14 protein-coding genes and 1 riboswitch are annotated in these 17,788 nt (G+C 32.9%); of the genes, 2 read left to right on the top strand and 12 right to left on the bottom strand.

All coding sequences use genetic code 11. From position 1 onward, the window contains the following. Nucleotides 1-24: 24 nt before the first annotated feature. Entirely contained in the window at nt 25-927 is a 903-nt protein-coding gene (locus tag ACHRVZ_RS10470) for a sulfite exporter TauE/SafE family protein (protein ID WP_395422341.1), read from the bottom strand. A gap of 314 nt (nt 928-1,241) precedes the next feature. Here ACHRVZ_RS10470 and ACHRVZ_RS10465 point away from each other — a divergent pair, with 314 nt between their 5' ends. Continuing rightward, complete coding sequence (locus tag ACHRVZ_RS10465; protein WP_395422340.1) at nt 1,242-2,024, top strand: sulfite exporter TauE/SafE family protein; 783 nt, start codon at nt 1,242-1,244, stop codon at nt 2,022-2,024. Nucleotides 2,025-2,111: 87 nt separating this feature from the next. On the opposite strand, the gene ACHRVZ_RS10460 is transcribed toward ACHRVZ_RS10465, so the two are convergent. The 11 genes from ACHRVZ_RS10460 to ACHRVZ_RS10410 all read right to left on the bottom strand — a co-directional run bounded on the left by ACHRVZ_RS10460 (nt 2,112) and on the right by ACHRVZ_RS10410 (nt 15,916). After that, nucleotides 2,112-2,522 (bottom strand): Rrf2 family transcriptional regulator, encoded by a 411-nt coding sequence (locus tag ACHRVZ_RS10460; RefSeq protein WP_012023576.1) that lies wholly within the window; start codon nt 2,520-2,522, stop codon nt 2,112-2,114. A 155-nt stretch (nt 2,523-2,677) separates the two neighbouring features. Next, nucleotides 2,678-3,181, bottom strand: coding sequence for an RDD family protein (locus ACHRVZ_RS10455; protein ID WP_395422339.1), 504 nt, complete (start codon nt 3,179-3,181; stop codon nt 2,678-2,680). 152 nt (nt 3,182-3,333) lie between these two features. Further along, nucleotides 3,334-4,506 carry a trans-sulfuration enzyme family protein gene (locus ACHRVZ_RS10450; RefSeq protein ID WP_395422338.1) on the bottom strand — a complete coding sequence of 391 codons (1,173 nt, stop codon included), beginning with the start codon at nt 4,504-4,506 and terminating at the stop codon, nt 3,334-3,336. A gap of 153 nt (nt 4,507-4,659) precedes the next feature. Next, a complete protein-coding gene (locus tag ACHRVZ_RS10445; protein ID WP_395422337.1) occupies nt 4,660-5,085 on the bottom strand; it encodes an OsmC family protein in 426 nt (141 codons plus the stop codon). 181 nt (nt 5,086-5,266) lie between these two features. Continuing rightward, entirely contained in the window at nt 5,267-7,681 is a 2,415-nt protein-coding gene (thrA, locus tag ACHRVZ_RS10440; RefSeq protein ID WP_395422335.1) for a bifunctional aspartate kinase/homoserine dehydrogenase I, read from the bottom strand. Nucleotide 7,682: 1 nt separating this feature from the next. Next, nucleotides 7,683-8,666, bottom strand: a complete 984-nt coding sequence (locus ACHRVZ_RS10435) for an alpha/beta fold hydrolase (RefSeq protein ID WP_395422334.1) — start codon at nt 8,664-8,666, stop codon at nt 7,683-7,685. A gap of 78 nt (nt 8,667-8,744) precedes the next feature. Then, nucleotides 8,745-8,853, bottom strand: a riboswitch (SAM riboswitch). Between the two features lie 188 nt (nt 8,854-9,041). Then, nucleotides 9,042-9,245 (bottom strand): hypothetical protein, encoded by a 204-nt coding sequence (locus ACHRVZ_RS10430; protein WP_395422333.1) that lies wholly within the window; start codon nt 9,243-9,245, stop codon nt 9,042-9,044. 557 nt (nt 9,246-9,802) lie between these two features. Then, nucleotides 9,803-10,891 (bottom strand): aspartate kinase, encoded by a 1,089-nt coding sequence (locus tag ACHRVZ_RS10425; protein WP_395422331.1) that lies wholly within the window; start codon nt 10,889-10,891, stop codon nt 9,803-9,805. A 207-nt stretch (nt 10,892-11,098) separates the two neighbouring features. After that, entirely contained in the window at nt 11,099-12,403 is a 1,305-nt protein-coding gene (locus ACHRVZ_RS10420) for an O-acetylhomoserine aminocarboxypropyltransferase/cysteine synthase family protein (protein ID WP_395422330.1), read from the bottom strand. A 54-nt stretch (nt 12,404-12,457) separates the two neighbouring features. Then, nucleotides 12,458-12,646: a hypothetical protein gene (locus tag ACHRVZ_RS10415; RefSeq protein ID WP_395422329.1), complete on the bottom strand. Its 189-nt coding sequence runs from the start codon at nt 12,644-12,646 to the stop codon at nt 12,458-12,460. Nucleotides 12,647-13,069: 423 nt separating this feature from the next. Further along, the gene (locus ACHRVZ_RS10410; RefSeq protein ID WP_395422328.1) at nt 13,070-15,916 is read right to left on the bottom strand and encodes a TonB-dependent receptor plug domain-containing protein; all 2,847 of its coding nucleotides are present in this window, start codon (nt 15,914-15,916) and stop codon (nt 13,070-13,072) included. Between the two features lie 534 nt (nt 15,917-16,450). On the opposite strand from ACHRVZ_RS10410, the gene metK reads away from it, so the two are divergent. After that, nucleotides 16,451-17,701, top strand: a complete 1,251-nt coding sequence (gene metK, locus ACHRVZ_RS10405) for a methionine adenosyltransferase (RefSeq protein ID WP_395422327.1) — start codon at nt 16,451-16,453, stop codon at nt 17,699-17,701. The last annotated feature ends 87 nt before the right edge of the window (nt 17,702-17,788 follow it).

The following is a 17,788-nucleotide window of genomic DNA, read 5'->3' as shown; positions in this document are numbered from 1 at the left end:
CTCTTTCTCTTTCTAAAAAATCTATTACAATAATTTAGATAATGTTTTTAAACTCAATAGTATAATTAAAATTCCAACCGCAATCATCATTGGTTTTCTTTTTATTTTATTTACCAAATAGGCTCCTAGTGGTGCCGCAATTACTCCTCCCAGAATCAAACCTATAATAACTTGCCAACCATGAATTCCTCCAAAAAGCATGAAAGTTATCCCACTAGCAAACGAAATCGCAAATTCAGCAGCATTTACAGAACCAATGGTATATCTTGGATTTCTCCCTCTTCCTAACAATGTTGAAGTAACGATTGGTCCCCATCCGCCGCCACCAACAGAATCCATAAAACCTCCAAAAGCTGCTAAAGCACTTAATTTTTTAGTTTTCTTTTTTACAATGTTTTTTTTCAGCGCTTTTTTGATAATTACCGTTGCCAAAACAATCATGTAAACCGCAATAAATGGCTTAATAACATCTCCACTGATTACATCTGATAATAAATAAGCTCCTGTTATCGAACCTAAAACTCCCGGAATCAACAGGTGTTTTACCAGTTTTTTATTGATATTTCCAAAACGGTGGTGCGAAAGCGCCGATGCTCCGGTTGTAAACATTTCTGACACGTGAACCGCTGTACTGCTAATAACCGGCGGAACTCCGTATGCTAATAAAAATGATGTAGAAGTTGCTCCATAACCCATTCCTAATGTTCCATCTACCAATTGTGCAAAAACACCTATAGCAAAAAAGACTAAAAATTCCTGGTTAAAACCTCCAACAAACCCATTCCATGAAAATTCGGCGTAGTGATTGTATATCAAAATAGTTAATAGACCCACTAATAAAGCAACAGGTATAACAACCCATAGTTTTTCTTTTATCGATGCATCTGATTTAACATCATAACTATTTATTTTTAATTCATTTTCCATTCTCCACAATTGGTTTTGGCTAGTAAAATCTATTACCCTATCGGCTTAATAGATTACTACGCAAAATTAATACTTATTTCTAAATATCAAAACATTATTTTAATTTTTTACAATTCTAATTCTCTTTACGTTAAGCAAGTAACAACTCTCTGTACTTTAACAAAAAGAACCTCTTAAGTTAAAAACCCTATTCAACTGTATTACAACAAATTAAACCATCAATGATATTCGTTTACAAATATAGCATTTTAAAGTCTACCATATCTATAGGATAATTATAAAATTGTTATTATTTTTACCGCAAAATTTTATTCATGGATTTTCATATTGGTCTTGTAATTGCTGGTTTAGTAGTAGGTTTTGTGGTTGGATTGACAGGCGTTGGAGGCGGTTCCTTGATGACTCCTATTTTATTATGGTTTGGCATTCCTCCAACAACAGCAGTTGGTACCGATCTATTGTACGCAGCTTTTACTAAAATGGGTGGCGTATTTGTACATCATAAAAAAGGAAACATTAATTGGAAAATTACAGGCTGGCTTACTCTAGGAAGTGTTCCTGCCGCTTTACTTACTTTATGGATTTTAAACAGTATTAAAACTGATATTTCGACTATAAATGCTGTAATAAAATATAGTTTAGGCTGGGCTTTGCTTTTTACATCGGTGGCAATTTTGTTTAAAAAGAAATTACTGCGATTTTCACAAAAACATGCCGGTGATAAATTTCATAGCGAAAGTCACACTCAAAATATGTTAACTATCGGAATTGGCGTTTTACTTGGCGCAACGGTAACACTAACTTCTATTGGAGCCGGAGCTCTTGGTACCGTTACTTTATTTTTCCTGTATCCGCTTTTACCAACACCTCGTTTGGTAGGAACTGAGATTGCTCATGCCGTTCCTTTAACTCTTGTTGCCGGAATTGGGCATGCTTCTATGGGGAATTTAGATTTAACTCTATTAGCGCAGTTATTAATGGGATCTCTTCCGGGAATTTTTATCGGAAGTATGCTTAGCGGCAAAGTTCCTGATTTATTTCTTAGAAATGCAATTGCTATAATGCTTTTTCTAGCTGGATATAAATTGATTTTTTAGAATAAAACTTCTAATAAAGACATAAAAAAAGACCATTTCAAAATAATGAAATGGTCTTTTTTAATATAGTTATTTAAACAGATTTTACTAAAATGCAATATCTGCCAAAGAATTACTCTCTAATATTTTAAGCGTATTATCTCTAACTTCTGTCATTAAACGTCTTGCAGCACAGGTAGATTCGTCATCGCAATCATCACATTTTTCATAAAAGTTATGACTGGCACAAGGAAGCAATGCAATTGGCCCCTCAAGAATACGATATACCTTTGCCATACTAATATCTTTTGGATCTTTAATCAGGTAATAACCTCCACCTTTTCCTTTTTTAGCTCCAAGAAAACCTGAATTTCTAAGAAGTAATAAAATACTCTCTAAGAACTTAATTGAAATATGTTCACTTTTGGCAATTTCAGCAATTTGTACAGGTTCATTATTTTCTCTCCTGGCTAAATATGTAAGGGCTTTAATTCCGTATTTTGTTTTCTTTGAAAGCATTTTTATATTTTAGATGTACCTGTAGATTTTAGTTTCAAGATTATCTGAATAGACCAAAATAAACAATATTCATATTTTTCTGCAACAAAAATAAACTTTTTAAATGAGAATATAACAGGTTGAATTTTATATTCTACTAAATTAGTATAGTTTAATTAGTTTGCTTCCTTAACACCAATTAAATTCAAACTATAAAAAATTTCCATATCTCTTTCTAACTCCTTTTTCTCTACAACGTAGGTTTTAGAAATAGAATCATGCCAAAACATTTCTGATTTTCCTAAAAAAGATAATGCATCTAAAGGAATTAAACGACATAGTGTTCTTATAAAAATGACGCCAAAGTCAGGTTTTAAGCCATTTTTGTTAACTACAATTGTACCAGTTACTAGTTTACCCATTGTTCTTCCAAAAAGCCATTCCAGAACAAAATAATTAAACATTAAAAAAGAAAGACAAGCTAAATATCTAGAATCAATAATAAATTTTTCCCAAATTGAGAATATATCCCAATTAAAGACATTCCCAACAATAATAACAATAAGACTAGAAACAAACATCGTAATAAAAACAGAAAGGAAGTCCAAAATGCAATTTATAAAACGATCACGATCCGAAGCTAATAACTTCTTTTCAACGATATAAACATTATTACTCAAGTTTGATTTGCTTTTTGATTACTAATAGTTTCCAATTTCAGAACTAACAAAAATATATTTTTTACTCAAACAATCACCAAAAAGAATGACGATTTTTAATAGTAATAAATTTACAGTCAAAAATCGTCATTATACAAATAAAATCTAAATTCTTAAGCAAGCGCTTGCTTCAAATCAGCAATTACATCTTTTACAGTTTCTAAACCTACAGAAACACGTACTAAACCTTCTGTAATTCCAACTGCTAATTTTTCTTCTACAGACAACTTACTATGTGTTGTTGAAGCCGGGTGTGTTACAATAGTTTTTACGTCTCCAATGTTTGCAGATAATGAACATAATTTAATCTTGTCCAAAAATTTTCTTCCTGCTTCTATTCCGCCTTTAATTTCAAATGCAATAATGTTACCACCTAAAAGCATTTGTTTTTTGGCAATTTCATACTTTGGATGTGATTTTAAAAACGGGTATTTTACACTATTTACATTTGGATGTGCTTCTAAAAACTCAGCAACTTTTAAGGCATTTTCACAATGTTTGTCAACACGTACAGCCAAAGTCTCTAAACTTTTTGACAAAACCCATGCGTTAAATGGTGACATTGCCGGTCCTGTATTTCTTGAAAACAAATATATTTTACGAATTAACTCAGCATCTCCAACTGCAACTCCACCTAAAACACGACCTTGACCGTCTATTAATTTCGTCGCTGAATGAACTACCAAATGTGCTCCATATTTTATAGGCTGTTGAATATATGGCGTTGCAAAACAGTTATCAATTATTAAAATAAGATTGTGTTTTTTTGCAATTTGTCCTAACAACTCTAAATCAACTACATCTACACCAGGATTTGTAGGTGTTTCAGCGTATAATATTTTAGTATTTGGCTTAATAAAACTTTCTATTGTCTCTGGTTTATTGATATCAAAATAAGTTGTTTCAATATTCCATTTTGGAAAATAAGTCATAAACAACGCATGAGTCGATCCAAAAACGCTTCCTGCAGAAACGATATGATCGCCTGACTCTAACAATCCTGCAAAACAAGAATAAATAGCAGCCATTCCGGTTGCAAAAGCATAACCTGCCTCAGCACCTTCCATAGCACAAACCTTATCTACAAACTCGGTTGTGTTTGGATTACTAAAACGTGAATAAATATTACGTACTTTTTCTTCCGTAAAAGAAGCTCGCATATCCTCTGCATCATCAAATACAAAACTTGACGATAAATACAAAGGAGTTGAATGTTCCTGAAATTGCGATTTTTCTAAATGTGTGCGTATGGCTTGGGTTTCAAAACCAAATTCTTGTTCGTTCATTTTTTTTATTTTTTTGTTTCACGTTTAAACTTTCAGGTCTTACAATAAGTAAAAATTTAAAGTCTAAACTAAAACGAGTCTAATCATTTACACAATCTAAGCATTATCTAATTGACTAATTGCCACATTAACTAATTCTCTAATTGACTAATTTTATAACTGCTCGTTGTTCAATACAACTTTATATTTTATTGTGGCTGTTGGCTCAACAGTTTTGGCAACTGAACAATATTTCTCGAAAGAAAGTTGTGCTGCGCGTTGTGCTTTTTCAGGATTAATATCGCCTTCTAAATAAAAAACCACATTAATTTCTTTAAAAGGTTTTGCTTCGCCCACTTGCACGCGTTCTCCTTCAACCTCAGCATTAAATGCTGTAATTTCCTGACGTTGTTTCTTTAAAATCGAAATCATATCAATTGCGCTGCATCCTGCAACACCCATCAATACTAATTCCATCGGGCTTGCACCTAAATCACTTCCGCCAAATTCGGCTCTGCTGTCTACATCAACTACATGACCTCTTTCATTTTTAAGTTTAAAATGAAACGCGTCGTTTACTCTGTTTAAAGTTACTTTCATTGTGTTGTTATTTTTTGTTTTTGCTTTATCAGTACAATTTCTACAATCTTGACATTTCCATGCAAGGAGAAATCACACTAGTAATTCCATAAAGAATGTCGTCAATCTTTGTCGAGCTCCGTGTGTGATTTCTCCTTGCGTCGAAATGACAAACTGGAACCGATTTAGAAAATCTAAAATATTACCCTTTATCAGATAATCTCAAAATATCTCCAAAAACTCCTCTCGCTGTTACCGCAGAACCTGCACCGGCTCCTTGAATTACGATTGGTCGATCTCCATAAGATTCTGTATAAATTTCGAAGAAAGAATCAGAACCTTTTAATCCGCCTAAAGCAGTGTCAGATGGTACTGAAACTAATTTTACTTCTAAAATCCCTTTATCATTTTGCAAATCTCCAGACAATTCACCAATATATCTTAATACGTGATTTGGTTTTTGATCGGCTTTTATTTTCTCATAAATTGGGTCGAATTCTTTTAGTTTTGTCAAGAAATCAGAAACGTTTCCTTCACGTAAATGTTCCGGAATTAAATTCTGAATTGAGATTTCTTCAAACTCATTTTGTAAATCTAACTCTCTCGCCAAAATCAATAATTTTCTTCCAACATCATTTCCGCATAAATCCTCACGCGGGTCTGGTTCTGTATATCCGTTGTCAATTGCTTGTTGTAAAATTTCACTAAACGGAACATCTTTTGCAGAGAAATTATTAAACAAGTAGCTCAACGTTCCTGAGAAAACTCCTTTTATTTTAGTGATATTTTCACCTGAAAGATGCAATAATTTTATGGTATCAATTAATGGTAATCCTGCACCAACATTGGTTTCGTATAAATAATTCTTTTGATTTTCTGTCAAAGATTTTCTCAATTCTTTATAAAAACCATAACTTAATGTATTGGCAACTTTATTAGACGAAATCAAGTCGAAACTACTTTCAATCAGTGAAATATAATTTTCTACGAAAGTGGCACTTGCTGTGTTGTCGATCGCAATTAAGTTCTCTAAATGATGTTGATTTGCATACGCAATTACATCATTAATTGTATATTCCAAACCTTCTTTCTGGATTTGATTTTTCCAGTCTGAAGTTACGCCATTTTTATTTAAAAGTACTTTCTTAGAGTTTGCAATTGCAAAAACATTCAGTTTAATGTCTTTACGTTTTTCGATCGCTGCAGCTGATTCTAAAATTTGATTGATCAAAGTTCCACCAACTAATCCATGTCCGAAAATAGCAATATTGATTTTTTTAGAAACTCCAAAAATCTCTCCGTGAATTACGTTTAATGCTTTATTAAGTTCTGATTTTTTAACCACTAAACTCACGTTTTTACCCGTAACAGTGTTGTTAAATAATATCGGAACAATTTTATTTTTGATTAAAGCCGTATAAGGTTTGTGAAAAGTACTCAAATCCTGACCAATAATCGAAATAACAGATACATTGTCTGTTACTGTAATCTGATTTACATCTTTAGAATAGAAATCATTTTCGAATTCTTTTTCTAATTCGATCATTGCTGTTGTTGCTTTATCTGTCGCCACAACCAATCCTATTCCTCTTTCTGAAGAACCTTGCGAAATAATACTCACACTGATATTGTGATCGCCCATTACTTTAAAAATTCTAGCATCAACGCCTGATTTTCCTAATAATCCGCGACCTTCAAGATTTACTAAAGATAAATTCTCTAAAACTGAAAGTGTTTTGATTCCTTCTTTTGCAGAATCTGAAGTGATTAATGTTCCTCGGTTTTCGTGATTAAAAGTATTTAAAATACGAAGCGGGATATTTTTTTCCAACAAAGGAATTATGGTTTTGGCATGCAAGATTGTTGCTCCAAAATTGGCTAATTCGTTTGCTTCGTTAAATGATAAATATTCGATTTTTTTGGCATCGGCTACTAAATCAGGATTTGCAGTATAGATTCCGTCAACGTGAGTAAAGTTTTGTAATTCTTCGGCATTCAAATAATTCGCGATCAACGATGCTGTATAATTACTTCCGTTTCTTCCTAAAGTTGTAGTATCATTATTATTGTTTGAACCAATAAAACCTGTTACAATATTAACCGTTGAACCGCTATGTTCTTTGAAGTAATTGACAACATTTTTCTTAGAAAGCTGCTCTAAAGGCTGTGCGTCACCAAATTTCGAGTCGGTTTTAAGCAATTCTCTTGAATCAACAAAATTAGCAGGAACTCCTTTTTCTTTTAAAATAGCCGTTAATAATTTGGCCGAAAGCAACTCACCTTTAGATAAAATCTGATCTTTGATTTTGTTGCTGTAATCTCCAATTAAACTAACGCCTTCAAAAAGTTTATCTAAAACATTAAATTCCTCAGACAAATCAACCTGCGGATACTCTGAAACCTGATAGGTTTTAAAATTTTCTAATAATGTTTTATAATCACCGTTTTTAGCAGCAAGTTTTAAAATATATTCCAATTCATCTGTTGCATTTCCACGTGCCGAAACGACAACAGCAATTTGTTCTCCTTGATTTACTTTATCAGAAATGATTGAAACTACTTTATTAAGTCCTTCTCCGTTTGATAACGATTTACCTCCAAATTTTAATATTTTCATTTTATTTTTCTATTGTTTCTGCCTTAAAAATATCGGCAAGTAAATGATCTAATTGTTTGTACTCGATTAAAAAAGCGTCATGTCCGTGTACCGAATCTATTTCGCTGTAAAAGACATTCTCTTTGAACTTTTTTAACTCATTATAAGTTTCACGATTTTCTTTTGGTGTAAAAAACAAATCTGAGTTGATTCCGATAATATGAATCGCGGCAGTTGTTCTTGACAATAGCGTCTCGAAATCCTCACTATTTCTGGTAATATCTATGGTTTTAAGCAATTGATTCATCAATTTATAAGATGACAATTGATATCTTTTTTGCAATTTCTTTCCGTGGTGCGCCAACCAGCTTTCTATATTAAAAATCAGCAGCTCGTTGTTGACTGTTCGTTGAAATTTTTCTTTGAATGATTCAGGAGATCTGTAACACAACATTGCATGAATTCTGGCATCTTCTATGGGTTTTGAAGAATTGTTCAGGATTTGCTCTTGTAAGTAGCAATTCGCGATCATCCAGTCGGTCGATTTCCAGTCGGTTGCAATTGGAATTAGATTTTGAGTGATATTTGGTTCTAACGCGAGTATTTCCCACGCAATTCCGCCACCAACAGAACCTCCGATAATGGTATGTAATTGAGTAATATTTAAAGCCCGCAAACCTTTTATAAAAATTCGGGCAATATCTCTTGTGGTAAAATCCAGATAATTATCAATTAAAAACGAATTGTTCCCATTTCCGGGAACATCGAATGCTAATACGGTATATCTGTGGGTATCTATTGTTTTTTCGTCGCCAATTAAATCATTCCACCAGCCATTTTCACCAGTAACTTGTGCATTTCCTGTTAAAGCATGATTGACCAAAACAATAGGCGCGCTATGCAGTGGTAAACCGGAAAGCGTAAAACTTAATGGCAATGATGAATATGATGCACCACTTTCTGTGATGAAATCTTGAATTATAATGGGACTTGGTATATTTTCCAATTTCAAATCTTTTTATTAATTGATTTGTATGTGGAAATATTAGAAAGAAAGTACTAGAGTGAAACTAGAAAATTCTTGTTGTTATCTTTCCACGTTTGGGCGTGGTAGAATGCAGCACCTTCTTCGAATTAACGAAGGGTTGCTAAGGATTCATCGGGTCTAATCCCTCGTCCTTTCTTTATAACATTTCAATACGTTTTTGAACTTAAAGGTGCAAATTAACTACTTATTTCTTAAACTAACAAATTTTATCGAAACTGATTCTGCAATTTCATAAAGATAATTCAAACAGAAACTATTGTACGCAAAAAATTACCGAACAATTAGCCCAGTAAAATTAAGCAGGTATACCCCTATTTTATGATACTTTTTGATTTAGATAAAAAGCGTTTCATTCTCTTTTGAATACATCAAAAATAATAATGAGTTCGGTTCTTTTTTCTCCGCTACTTTATCTGCCTCAGTAATACCGAATCTAGGATGTACTAATTCATTTTTTGTCGGTGGCGGATTGTTTCTTTTAGCCCTTATGTTTTTCAATGTTGAAAAAGTCTTTGTTAAGTAGTTTAATGTGCTCATGATATTTAAGTTTAAGTTCGTTGCGTTTTATAATCTTTATTAATTCTTTATTTTTATGTTATGCTTACTAAATGGAATAAAAAAACCCTTTTGGGTTTTTAATACCAAAAGGGTTTAAGTTTTTTAAAACTTATATATACTTTTAGTATCAACAGACGCGTACACAAATACGTGCGACATTAAACATCTTGTTCATCTGTAGGGATTTATTCATCTTTGATTTACTTGCTATTTTAAAAAATTCTTGCATTTGTTTTATTTTAATAAGCTTCCTGAAATTACTGAAACACTTTTATTCATTTCCCATTTAGGGATCAAAATACTAATGGCCTTCTTATAATTTCTAGGCCTTACAAATGTGCGAATATTTTTTCAATAATCCAAGTGAGAATCAGCAAATTAATCTTAAAAAACGTTAAAAAACACCTTTTTATCGTTAAAAAACATCTTACAAAATTGGCTTTTCAAAAAACATATATAAAAACCTACAAAAAATCAACATATAAACTTTCCTGTTTCAATCTGTCAAAGAACAACTAACGAACATTAAAAACCACTTACAACCAAACTGCCTCCTTGTTTTTAATTTTTTCAGCCACTTTCAAAATGTCAGTTATTACCCCTCTTGAAATTGCTTGTTTACATGCTGATGCACTTTGAATCACAATCGGAACATCTGCATAAGACTGCGTATAGATCTCAAAAATGGTATCTGATCCTTTCAATTGCCCAATGGCTGACGAAATAGGTTCTGAAACTAGTTTAACTTCAAGCTTATTTTTCTCAACATCAAATTCTCCAACGTATCTCAACACATGATTGTCAGCTTGGGTGATTTTGGCAATTTTAAACGATTTATCAATTGCTTCTTTATTCAGAATACCATTTTGCTCTAAAAATTCGTCTTTAATGAGAGAGTTGATTTTTATATCTGAAAGTTCAAAATCTTTTCCAATTTCTCTTGTCAATATCAATAGCTTTCTGGCTGTATCATTTCCGGATAAATCTTCTTTAAAAGTCGAACGCATTAATCCGAGTAAACTGGCATCTTTTAAAAGTGAAGAAAAAGTTGCTTCTTCATTTGCAAATCGATTAAAGACATAACTCAGATTATCTGAAAAAACGCCTCTGATTTTGGTGATTTTTTCTCCTGAATAATACAAATCTCTTAGTGTTTGCAAAACCGGAAAGCCTGTATCTACTGAAGTTTCATATAAAAATTCCTTATCATATTTTTTAAGATTCGTTCTAATCTCTTTATACAAATCCAGCGGCAGTGTATTTGCTTTTTTATTTACTGCTACAATATTAAACCCGTTTTCTATTAACGTATTATAGTGACGAATCAATTCATCACTGGCAGTTGCATCAACAGCAATTAGATTTTCAAATTCGTTTTCTTTTGCAAATTCAATAATATCTTCTACTTTAAACGGAACTGCTAATTCCAGAAAATTGGTTTCCCAAGAATATCCAACACCTTCTTTTTCAAAAAAAGCAACTGTCGAATTGGTGATTATCGGAAAATGAAAATCTATATTTTTACTTTCTAGAAAAAACTCCTGGCTTTCGATAATCTGATTGATCAAAGTACTTCCGATATTTCCAATTCCGAAAAGGATGATATTTATTTTAAGCTTTGACATAATTTTTTAATTTAATTGGGGGTTAATTAAACCATATGAGTGATATAAGTTCATTTAATATTATCAACTTATATAAATTAGACGAACTGCTGCGCGTCTCTACCTATATGGTGAAATTTTTATACTGAATTTCCTTTATTATAAAAAATCACCTCTAGTAGAACTCACGCTACTAAAGGCAATTTTTCAAACAAAAAACAAAAAAACCTAATTTTTATTAATGCTGTATTGAGCTTGTGTAACGCTTGCGAACGCAGCTTGCAAATCAGCTATTAAATCTTCGATATCTTCTATTCCAACAGAAAGTCGAACTAAATCTTTTGAAACTCCTGTTTCTAATTGATCCGCATCAGACAATTGTTGGTGTGTTGTACTTGCCGGATGAATAATTAATGATTTTGTATCACCAATATTGGCCAAAAGTGAGAATAGTTTTGTTTGATCTACTACTTTTTTAGCTGCTTCAAAACCACCTTTTAGTCCAAATGTGATGACACCGCTTTGTCCTTTTGGCAAATATTGCTGTGCTAAATCGTAGTATTTATTGGTTTTTAAACCTGGATAATTCACCCAAACTACCTCATCTTGTTTTTCTAACCAAGATGCCAAAGCCAAAGCATTTTCGCTGTGCTTTTGAATTCGAATTGGCAATGTCTCTAATCCCTGAATAATTTGAAAAGCATTAAACGGACTTAAAGCCGCACCAAAATCACGCAAACCTTCAATTCTTGCTTTTGCAATAAAAGCTGCATTTCCTAAAGCTTCGTGATACACCAATCCGTGGTATCCGGCTGAAGGCTCTGTAAATTCAGGGAATTTTCCGTTAGACCAGTCAAAAGTTCCGGCATCGATAATTGCGCCTCCTAATGAAGTTCCATTTCCTGAAATATATTTGGTTAAAGAATGAATTACAATATTGGCGCCATGCTCAATTGGTCTCAACAAATAAGGAGTAGCAACAGTATTATCAACAATGAAAGGCACTTTAAAGTTTTTGGCTTCCGCCGAAATCCCTTTCAAATCCAAAACATCTAATTTTGGATTTCCTAAAGATTCTACAAAAAAAGCTCTTGTATTTTCTTTAGCGGCTTTTGTGAAGTTTTCCGGTTTTGATGGATCTACAAAAGTAGTCGTGATTCCTAAACGTGGTAAAGTTACATTGAGTAAATTATATGTTCCTCCATACAAACTGTTTGATGCCACAATATGATCTCCTGCTTTTAGTAAAGTCAATAAAGCTGTCGAAATTGCCGATGCTCCAGATGCTGTAACAACAGCCGCAATCCCGCCTTCAAGCGCTGCAAGCCGTTGTTCCAAAACATCGTTTGTTGGATTATTTAATCGAGTGTAAATGAATCCAGATTCTGCAAGACCAAATAAATTGGCGGCATGATCTGAATCATTAAATACATATGATGAAGTTTGATAAATTGGCACTGCTCTTGTTCCTGCATTTTTAGTAACATCGTGTCCTGCGTGTAGTGCGTTTGTTGCAAATTTTTGTGTGCTCATGATTTCTTAGTTTTTTAGGTATTATTAATACTATATATTGTTATTGAAATTGTTTTATATAAAAAGATCTTCTTCTTCCAGATTGTACAACTGAGCTAATAAAGATTTTTGCTCCTTTATATATTGCTCTGGATTGTACTTTAAAGTTTCCGTTTTTAACTCTTCAGTTTTATTGTTATTCTTTTGAGAATCTGTTCTCAATAAATAATGAAATGCGATTGTATTTATATCTAATGTGTTCATGGTTTAAAATTTAAAATGTTTAAATAAAAAAAAGCCCTTTCGGATGGCTACCAAAAGGGCTTATAGTTCTAACTATAACAAAGATTTACTCTTTCACTTTTAGCAACAGCGATTTGGGATGCACATTTGCATCATCTCACAACATATCATCATATTATTCGCTATTGTTTTCATTTTCATTTTATTTAAATTAATTCTCTTTTTTTAAACTCGACTAATTTGATAGAGTAAATATATAAACTATTTTTAGAACTACCAAATCAAAAAATAACATTTAACATAAATTTCTTTTAAAGCCTTATAACGACTAGAATTATTTGCTTTACTACTTTAAAATAAACCACAGATTAAAGGATTATAATGATTGAAATCTGTTTTAATCCATTGAATCCGCTTAATCTGTGGCTCACTCTTTTTAATTGTTTAGAATTTAAAACTTAATCTGGCAAATCCAAATCTTCCGTTTAATCCAAATTGCGAAACTGCTCTTGAATAAGCAAACTGATTTGCATTTGTTAAATCTGTGCTCGGCGCAGGCGTCAATGTTGGCGTTGTATTTGTAAATGCCGGAGTTGCGGGATTATTTCTATCCGGATAAACATCTCCTATATTATTAAATCCAACTGTGAATCTAAACTTGTCGTTGATTTGATATCCAAGAGACAAATCAGTAACTATTTTTGAACTGTACTCCGGGTGTTCGTAAACTGAAGATGATCCGTCTAAATTTACATCTGTTGCGCCTGGATCAGTCACTTTTCCGAAATAACTATTTCTCAAATAAATATCCAGTTTTTTAATACTGAAGGTTGTCATTAAATTCGCTTTCAATTTCGGAATTGCTTCTTCTAAATAAATTCTGCTTGATTCCGGGAAAAATGAATATTTATAAGGTTCTCCACCAGCATTAATAATAGATTGTGGAACATTTAAATCTCCTACTCTTTTTGTTTCATTATAACTTAAAGCAAAATCATTTCTGATAGTAAAATCTGGAATGACATTGTATTTTTGAGAAATTACTACATCAACACCTTTGGTTTCAGAGTTGATTCCGTTTGTCCAGAATGAAGCTCTTTCTACTCCTTTTAGGTCAAATGCCTGTTGAAACAATGTCAAGGCATCTTTTTGTTCCGGTGATGTTGCGGCATTTATTTGCGCATCTGTTGGTCTTGCATATTGACCTGTTAACACTACTCTGTCGTCGATTCTTGTAAAATAGGCGTCTGTTGCAATTGTAATGTTTGCTTCAGGAATTTTGAATGTAAATCCTGTGCTGATACTTTTAGATTTTTCAGGTTTTAAATTTTCAACACCAATACTTTTTGCTGCTTGCGAATCGTTTGTAAAATATCCTACTTGATATGGCGAACCATTTATAAACTGTGTTGAACTCGCTTCAAAATATTTTTGTTGTAGCGATGGCGCTCTAAAACCTGTTTGCCCAGAAATTCTCCAATTGATGTTGTCATTCAATTTTAAAAGAGATGCTAATTTAAAGATTACTGTACTTCCAAAATCAGAATAATTCTCGTAACGAACTGCTCCGTTTAAAAGCCAATTTTCAGTAGCATTCAATTCTAAATCAACATATGCCGCGCCACTTTTTCTGTCTTTTGTTTTAGCATCTGAAGGTTGAAATCCGGAGAAACCTTGTGCTCCTGCTCCACGTTTATTACCAAAAAAATCAGTAACAATTAACGGTGAATTGCTTGGCAAAATTCCAGAAACCAAATTTCCATTTATATCATACAATCCATAAGAAGCTTCTTCTCCAGATTTTATCTGATAGTTTTCATATCTAAATTCTCCACCAAACGCAACGTTTAATCCTTGTAAAACATCGTATTTTTTAGTTAAATCTAAATTGGTTGTACTTTGTAAAAACGAAACTTTACCGGCATCAAAACTTGTGGCCGAATTGGTTCCTAAAGTTGCATTAATAGTATTGTTCACATCATATCTAAAAGAGTTCGTTCCAAGGTTTGTGCTAATATCAGTATCAAAACCAAACAATTGTGTTGTAAGTCCTACTGCCGATGAAGCATCTAAAATTTTTGATTCTATTTGAGGCAAAAATCCGTTTTGATACACTTGTGTGAATGTTCCCGAGCCATTTGGCAATCTGTTAAATGCATAAGAATCTCCGTTTCTGTAGGATACTCCTCCAAATGAATATAAAGATGTAATTTCTGTTAAAGGATATTTTAAATTATAATAAGCTTGTCCTGATGCCAATTCTGACTGACCAACACTCATATTATAGTCGCTTCTCTGCTGACCTCTATAAGCAAGTTCATTGTTTGTGGTATCAAAATTTAAGGCTGTCTGCATTTGAGCAAGTGTTGTTGCTGATGAAATTGCAGTTTGCTGTGCCGGTGTAAAATAGCCAACCTGCGGTGCATATTGCTTTAACGAACTCAGAATTTGCGCGGTATTTGGTGTATTATTAATATTGCTAAATAAGGAGTTAATAGCAACACCATTTTGAGCAGCTCTATTTTCGACAGCATTATAAGCATTAAAAATACCATTGTTTCTAATTCCGGCTCTACTTGTTGCTTGTCTGGTAACTGCACTACCTGTAATATTCAGAAAACTTCCTGCTTTGCCCAGAGAAGTTCCGTAGTTTAGGTCTAATTGCAAGGTTTGACCATCGGCACCTCCTTTAAAATTATTAGATCCTGAAGATAAATTTGTACCGTATTGAATACCTCCTGAAATAAAATTAGCATTCTTTTTCAATACAATATTAATAACACCCGCAATTGCATCTGAACCGTATTGTGCCGCAGCTCCATCTCTAAGAACTTCAATTCTTTCGATTGCAAATGACGGAATCGCATTTAAATCTGTTCCAACAGATCCTCTACCAGGAGAACCATTAATATTTACCAATGCACTTGTATGTCTACGTTTACCGTTTACCAAAATCAAAACCTGATCCGGGCCTAAACCTCTCAATTGTGCCGGATCAACGTGATCTGTAGCATCAGCAGTTGAAGTTGCATTACTGGTAAATGATGGTGCAACATAATTTAATATTTGAGTGACACTGGTTTGTGGAGATCCTTTTGTTATCTCAGAAATATTAAAAACATCAACCGGAACCGGCACATCTGTTTTTACTCTGTTCTTACTTCTAGATCCCACTATTGTAACTTCTGACAATTCGTTATTCTTTAAACTGTCTTGTTCTTTTTTATTATCCTGAGCATAAATACCGGAAAATGTTAAAAGACCTAATGCAAGTAGTACATTTTTTTTCATTACTTTTTTCTGATTAATTAATGTTTTGGTTTAAATTGTTTTTTTACGGTTTAGTTTCTTTTTGAAACAAAAAAACCCCTGCAATTTGCAGAGGTTCTATTTATATTTTTCCTGAAAAAAAACTACAATAGCATCTCTGCGGAAGGCTCCGGCATCATACATGGCTTATTGCAAACTGTTAATTTCATTTTTTCTATTATTTTGATGAGGCAAATTTGCGAACTATTTTTTAATCGACCAAACAAAAACATAAATAATTTCCATTACCCTATCAATCTAGTATGTTTATGTTAAATTTCTACCTAAAAAAGTAAAAAAAGTTGAACTTTGATTTGCAAATCAAAATGGTTTTATACCTTTGCACCCGAATACAGAGGAAAAATTTGAACTGATTGCAACCTCTTCATAATGAAATGGTTCGTTATGAATACTGGAAAATTGATTTCAGTAGTAAAAAATGCTAAAGCAGAAACTCTCCTTTAGCCTTTTTTAGCAATTATTTTTTCTCACTTAATTTTAATTTAAAAAATTATTATGGCTTATTTATTTACGTCAGAATCTGTTAGTGAAGGGCATCCAGACAAAGTTGCAGATCAAATTTCGGATGCATTAATTGATAACTTTTTGGCATTTGATGCTGACTCAAAAGTAGCTTGTGAAACTCTTGTTACAACTGGTCAGGTAATTTTAGCTGGTGAAGTAAAATCGAATACCTATCTTGATGTGCAGCAAATTGCTCGCGAAGTAATCCGTAAAATTGGATATACTAAAAGCGAATATATGTTTGAGGCAAATTCTTGTGGAATTCTTTCGGCGATTCATGAGCAATCAGCAGATATCAATCAAGGTGTTGACAGAGCTAAGCCAGAAGAGCAAGGTGCAGGTGACCAAGGAATGATGTTTGGTTATGCAACGAACGAAACTGAAAACTATATGCCTTTGGCACTAGATTTATCTCATAAATTATTACAAGAATTAGCGATTTTAAGACGTGAAAATAAGGAAATCACTTATTTACGCCCTGATGCTAAATCTCAAGTTACTTTAGAATACAGTGACGATAATAAACCAACTCGTATTGATGCGATTGTAATTTCGACTCAACACGATGATTTTGATGAAGAAGCTACGATGTTGGCTAAAATCAAAAAAGATATTATCGAAATCTTGATTCCAAGAATCATTGCTAAAAATCCAGCTCACGCTCATTTATTCAATGATAAAATCAATTACCACATTAACCCAACAGGAAAATTCGTTATCGGAGGACCTCACGGAGATACTGGTTTAACAGGAAGAAAAATCATTGTTGATACTTACGGTGGAAAAGGTGCTCACGGTGGTGGTGCATTCTCAGGAAAAGATCCAAGTAAAGTTGATAGAAGTGCTGCTTACGCTACACGTCATATCGCTAAAAACTTAGTTGCAGCTGGTGTTGCTGATGAGATTTTAGTTCAAGTTTCTTACGCAATTGGGGTTGCTGAACCAATGGGAATCTTCATTGATACTTACGGAACTTCAAAAGTGAAATTAACTAACGGTGAAATTGCTAAAAAAGTAGAAGCTATCTTTGATATGCGTCCTTACTTTATCGAGCAACGTTTGAAATTAAGAAACCCTATTTATAGTGAAACTGCTGCTTACGGACACATGGGACGTACGCCAGAAACTGTAACTAAAACTTTTTCTGCTCCAGGAGGAAATGAGAAAACAGTTACTGTTGAATTGTTTACATGGGAAAAACTTGATTTCGTAGACAAAGTAAAAGCTGAATTTGGATTGTAAATTCAGATTATCAGACTTACTTAGATTGCTAGACAACTTAGTTCGTTAAACATAAAAAAAAGCCGATTTCTAAAATTAGAAATCGGC

Source organism: Flavobacterium sp. FlaQc-57 (assembly GCF_044007395.1).
Classification (GTDB): Bacteria; Bacteroidota; Bacteroidia; order Flavobacteriales; family Flavobacteriaceae; genus Flavobacterium.
The sequence above is the reverse complement of the archived record's forward strand: the minus strand, read 5'-3'. Positions and strand labels throughout refer to the sequence as shown.

What these genes read in the sequence shown, in the direction of transcription:
- ACHRVZ_RS10470 (WP_395422341.1), bottom strand. Translation starts at nt 927, where the DNA reads ATGGAAAATGAATTAAAAATAAATAGTTATGATGTTAAATCAGATGCA.
- ACHRVZ_RS10465 (WP_395422340.1), top strand. Translation starts at nt 1,242, where the DNA reads ATGGATTTTCATATTGGTCTTGTAATTGCTGGTTTAGTAGTAGGTTTT.
- ACHRVZ_RS10460 (WP_012023576.1), bottom strand. Translation starts at nt 2,522, where the DNA reads ATGCTTTCAAAGAAAACAAAATACGGAATTAAAGCCCTTACATATTTA.
- ACHRVZ_RS10450 (WP_395422338.1), bottom strand. Translation starts at nt 4,506, where the DNA reads ATGAACGAACAAGAATTTGGTTTTGAAACCCAAGCCATACGCACACAT.
- ACHRVZ_RS10445 (WP_395422337.1), bottom strand. Translation starts at nt 5,085, where the DNA reads ATGAAAGTAACTTTAAACAGAGTAAACGACGCGTTTCATTTTAAACTT.
- thrA (WP_395422335.1), bottom strand. Translation starts at nt 7,681, where the DNA reads ATGAAAATATTAAAATTTGGAGGTAAATCGTTATCAAACGGAGAAGGA.
- ACHRVZ_RS10430 (WP_395422333.1), bottom strand. Translation starts at nt 9,245, where the DNA reads ATGAGCACATTAAACTACTTAACAAAGACTTTTTCAACATTGAAAAAC.
- ACHRVZ_RS10425 (WP_395422331.1), bottom strand. Translation starts at nt 10,891, where the DNA reads ATGTCAAAGCTTAAAATAAATATCATCCTTTTCGGAATTGGAAATATC.
- ACHRVZ_RS10420 (WP_395422330.1), bottom strand. Translation starts at nt 12,403, where the DNA reads ATGAGCACACAAAAATTTGCAACAAACGCACTACACGCAGGACACGAT.
- ACHRVZ_RS10415 (WP_395422329.1), bottom strand. Translation starts at nt 12,646, where the DNA reads ATGAACACATTAGATATAAATACAATCGCATTTCATTATTTATTGAGA.
- ACHRVZ_RS10410 (WP_395422328.1), bottom strand. Translation starts at nt 15,916, where the DNA reads ATGAAAAAAAATGTACTACTTGCATTAGGTCTTTTAACATTTTCCGGT.
- metK (WP_395422327.1), top strand. Translation starts at nt 16,451, where the DNA reads ATGGCTTATTTATTTACGTCAGAATCTGTTAGTGAAGGGCATCCAGAC.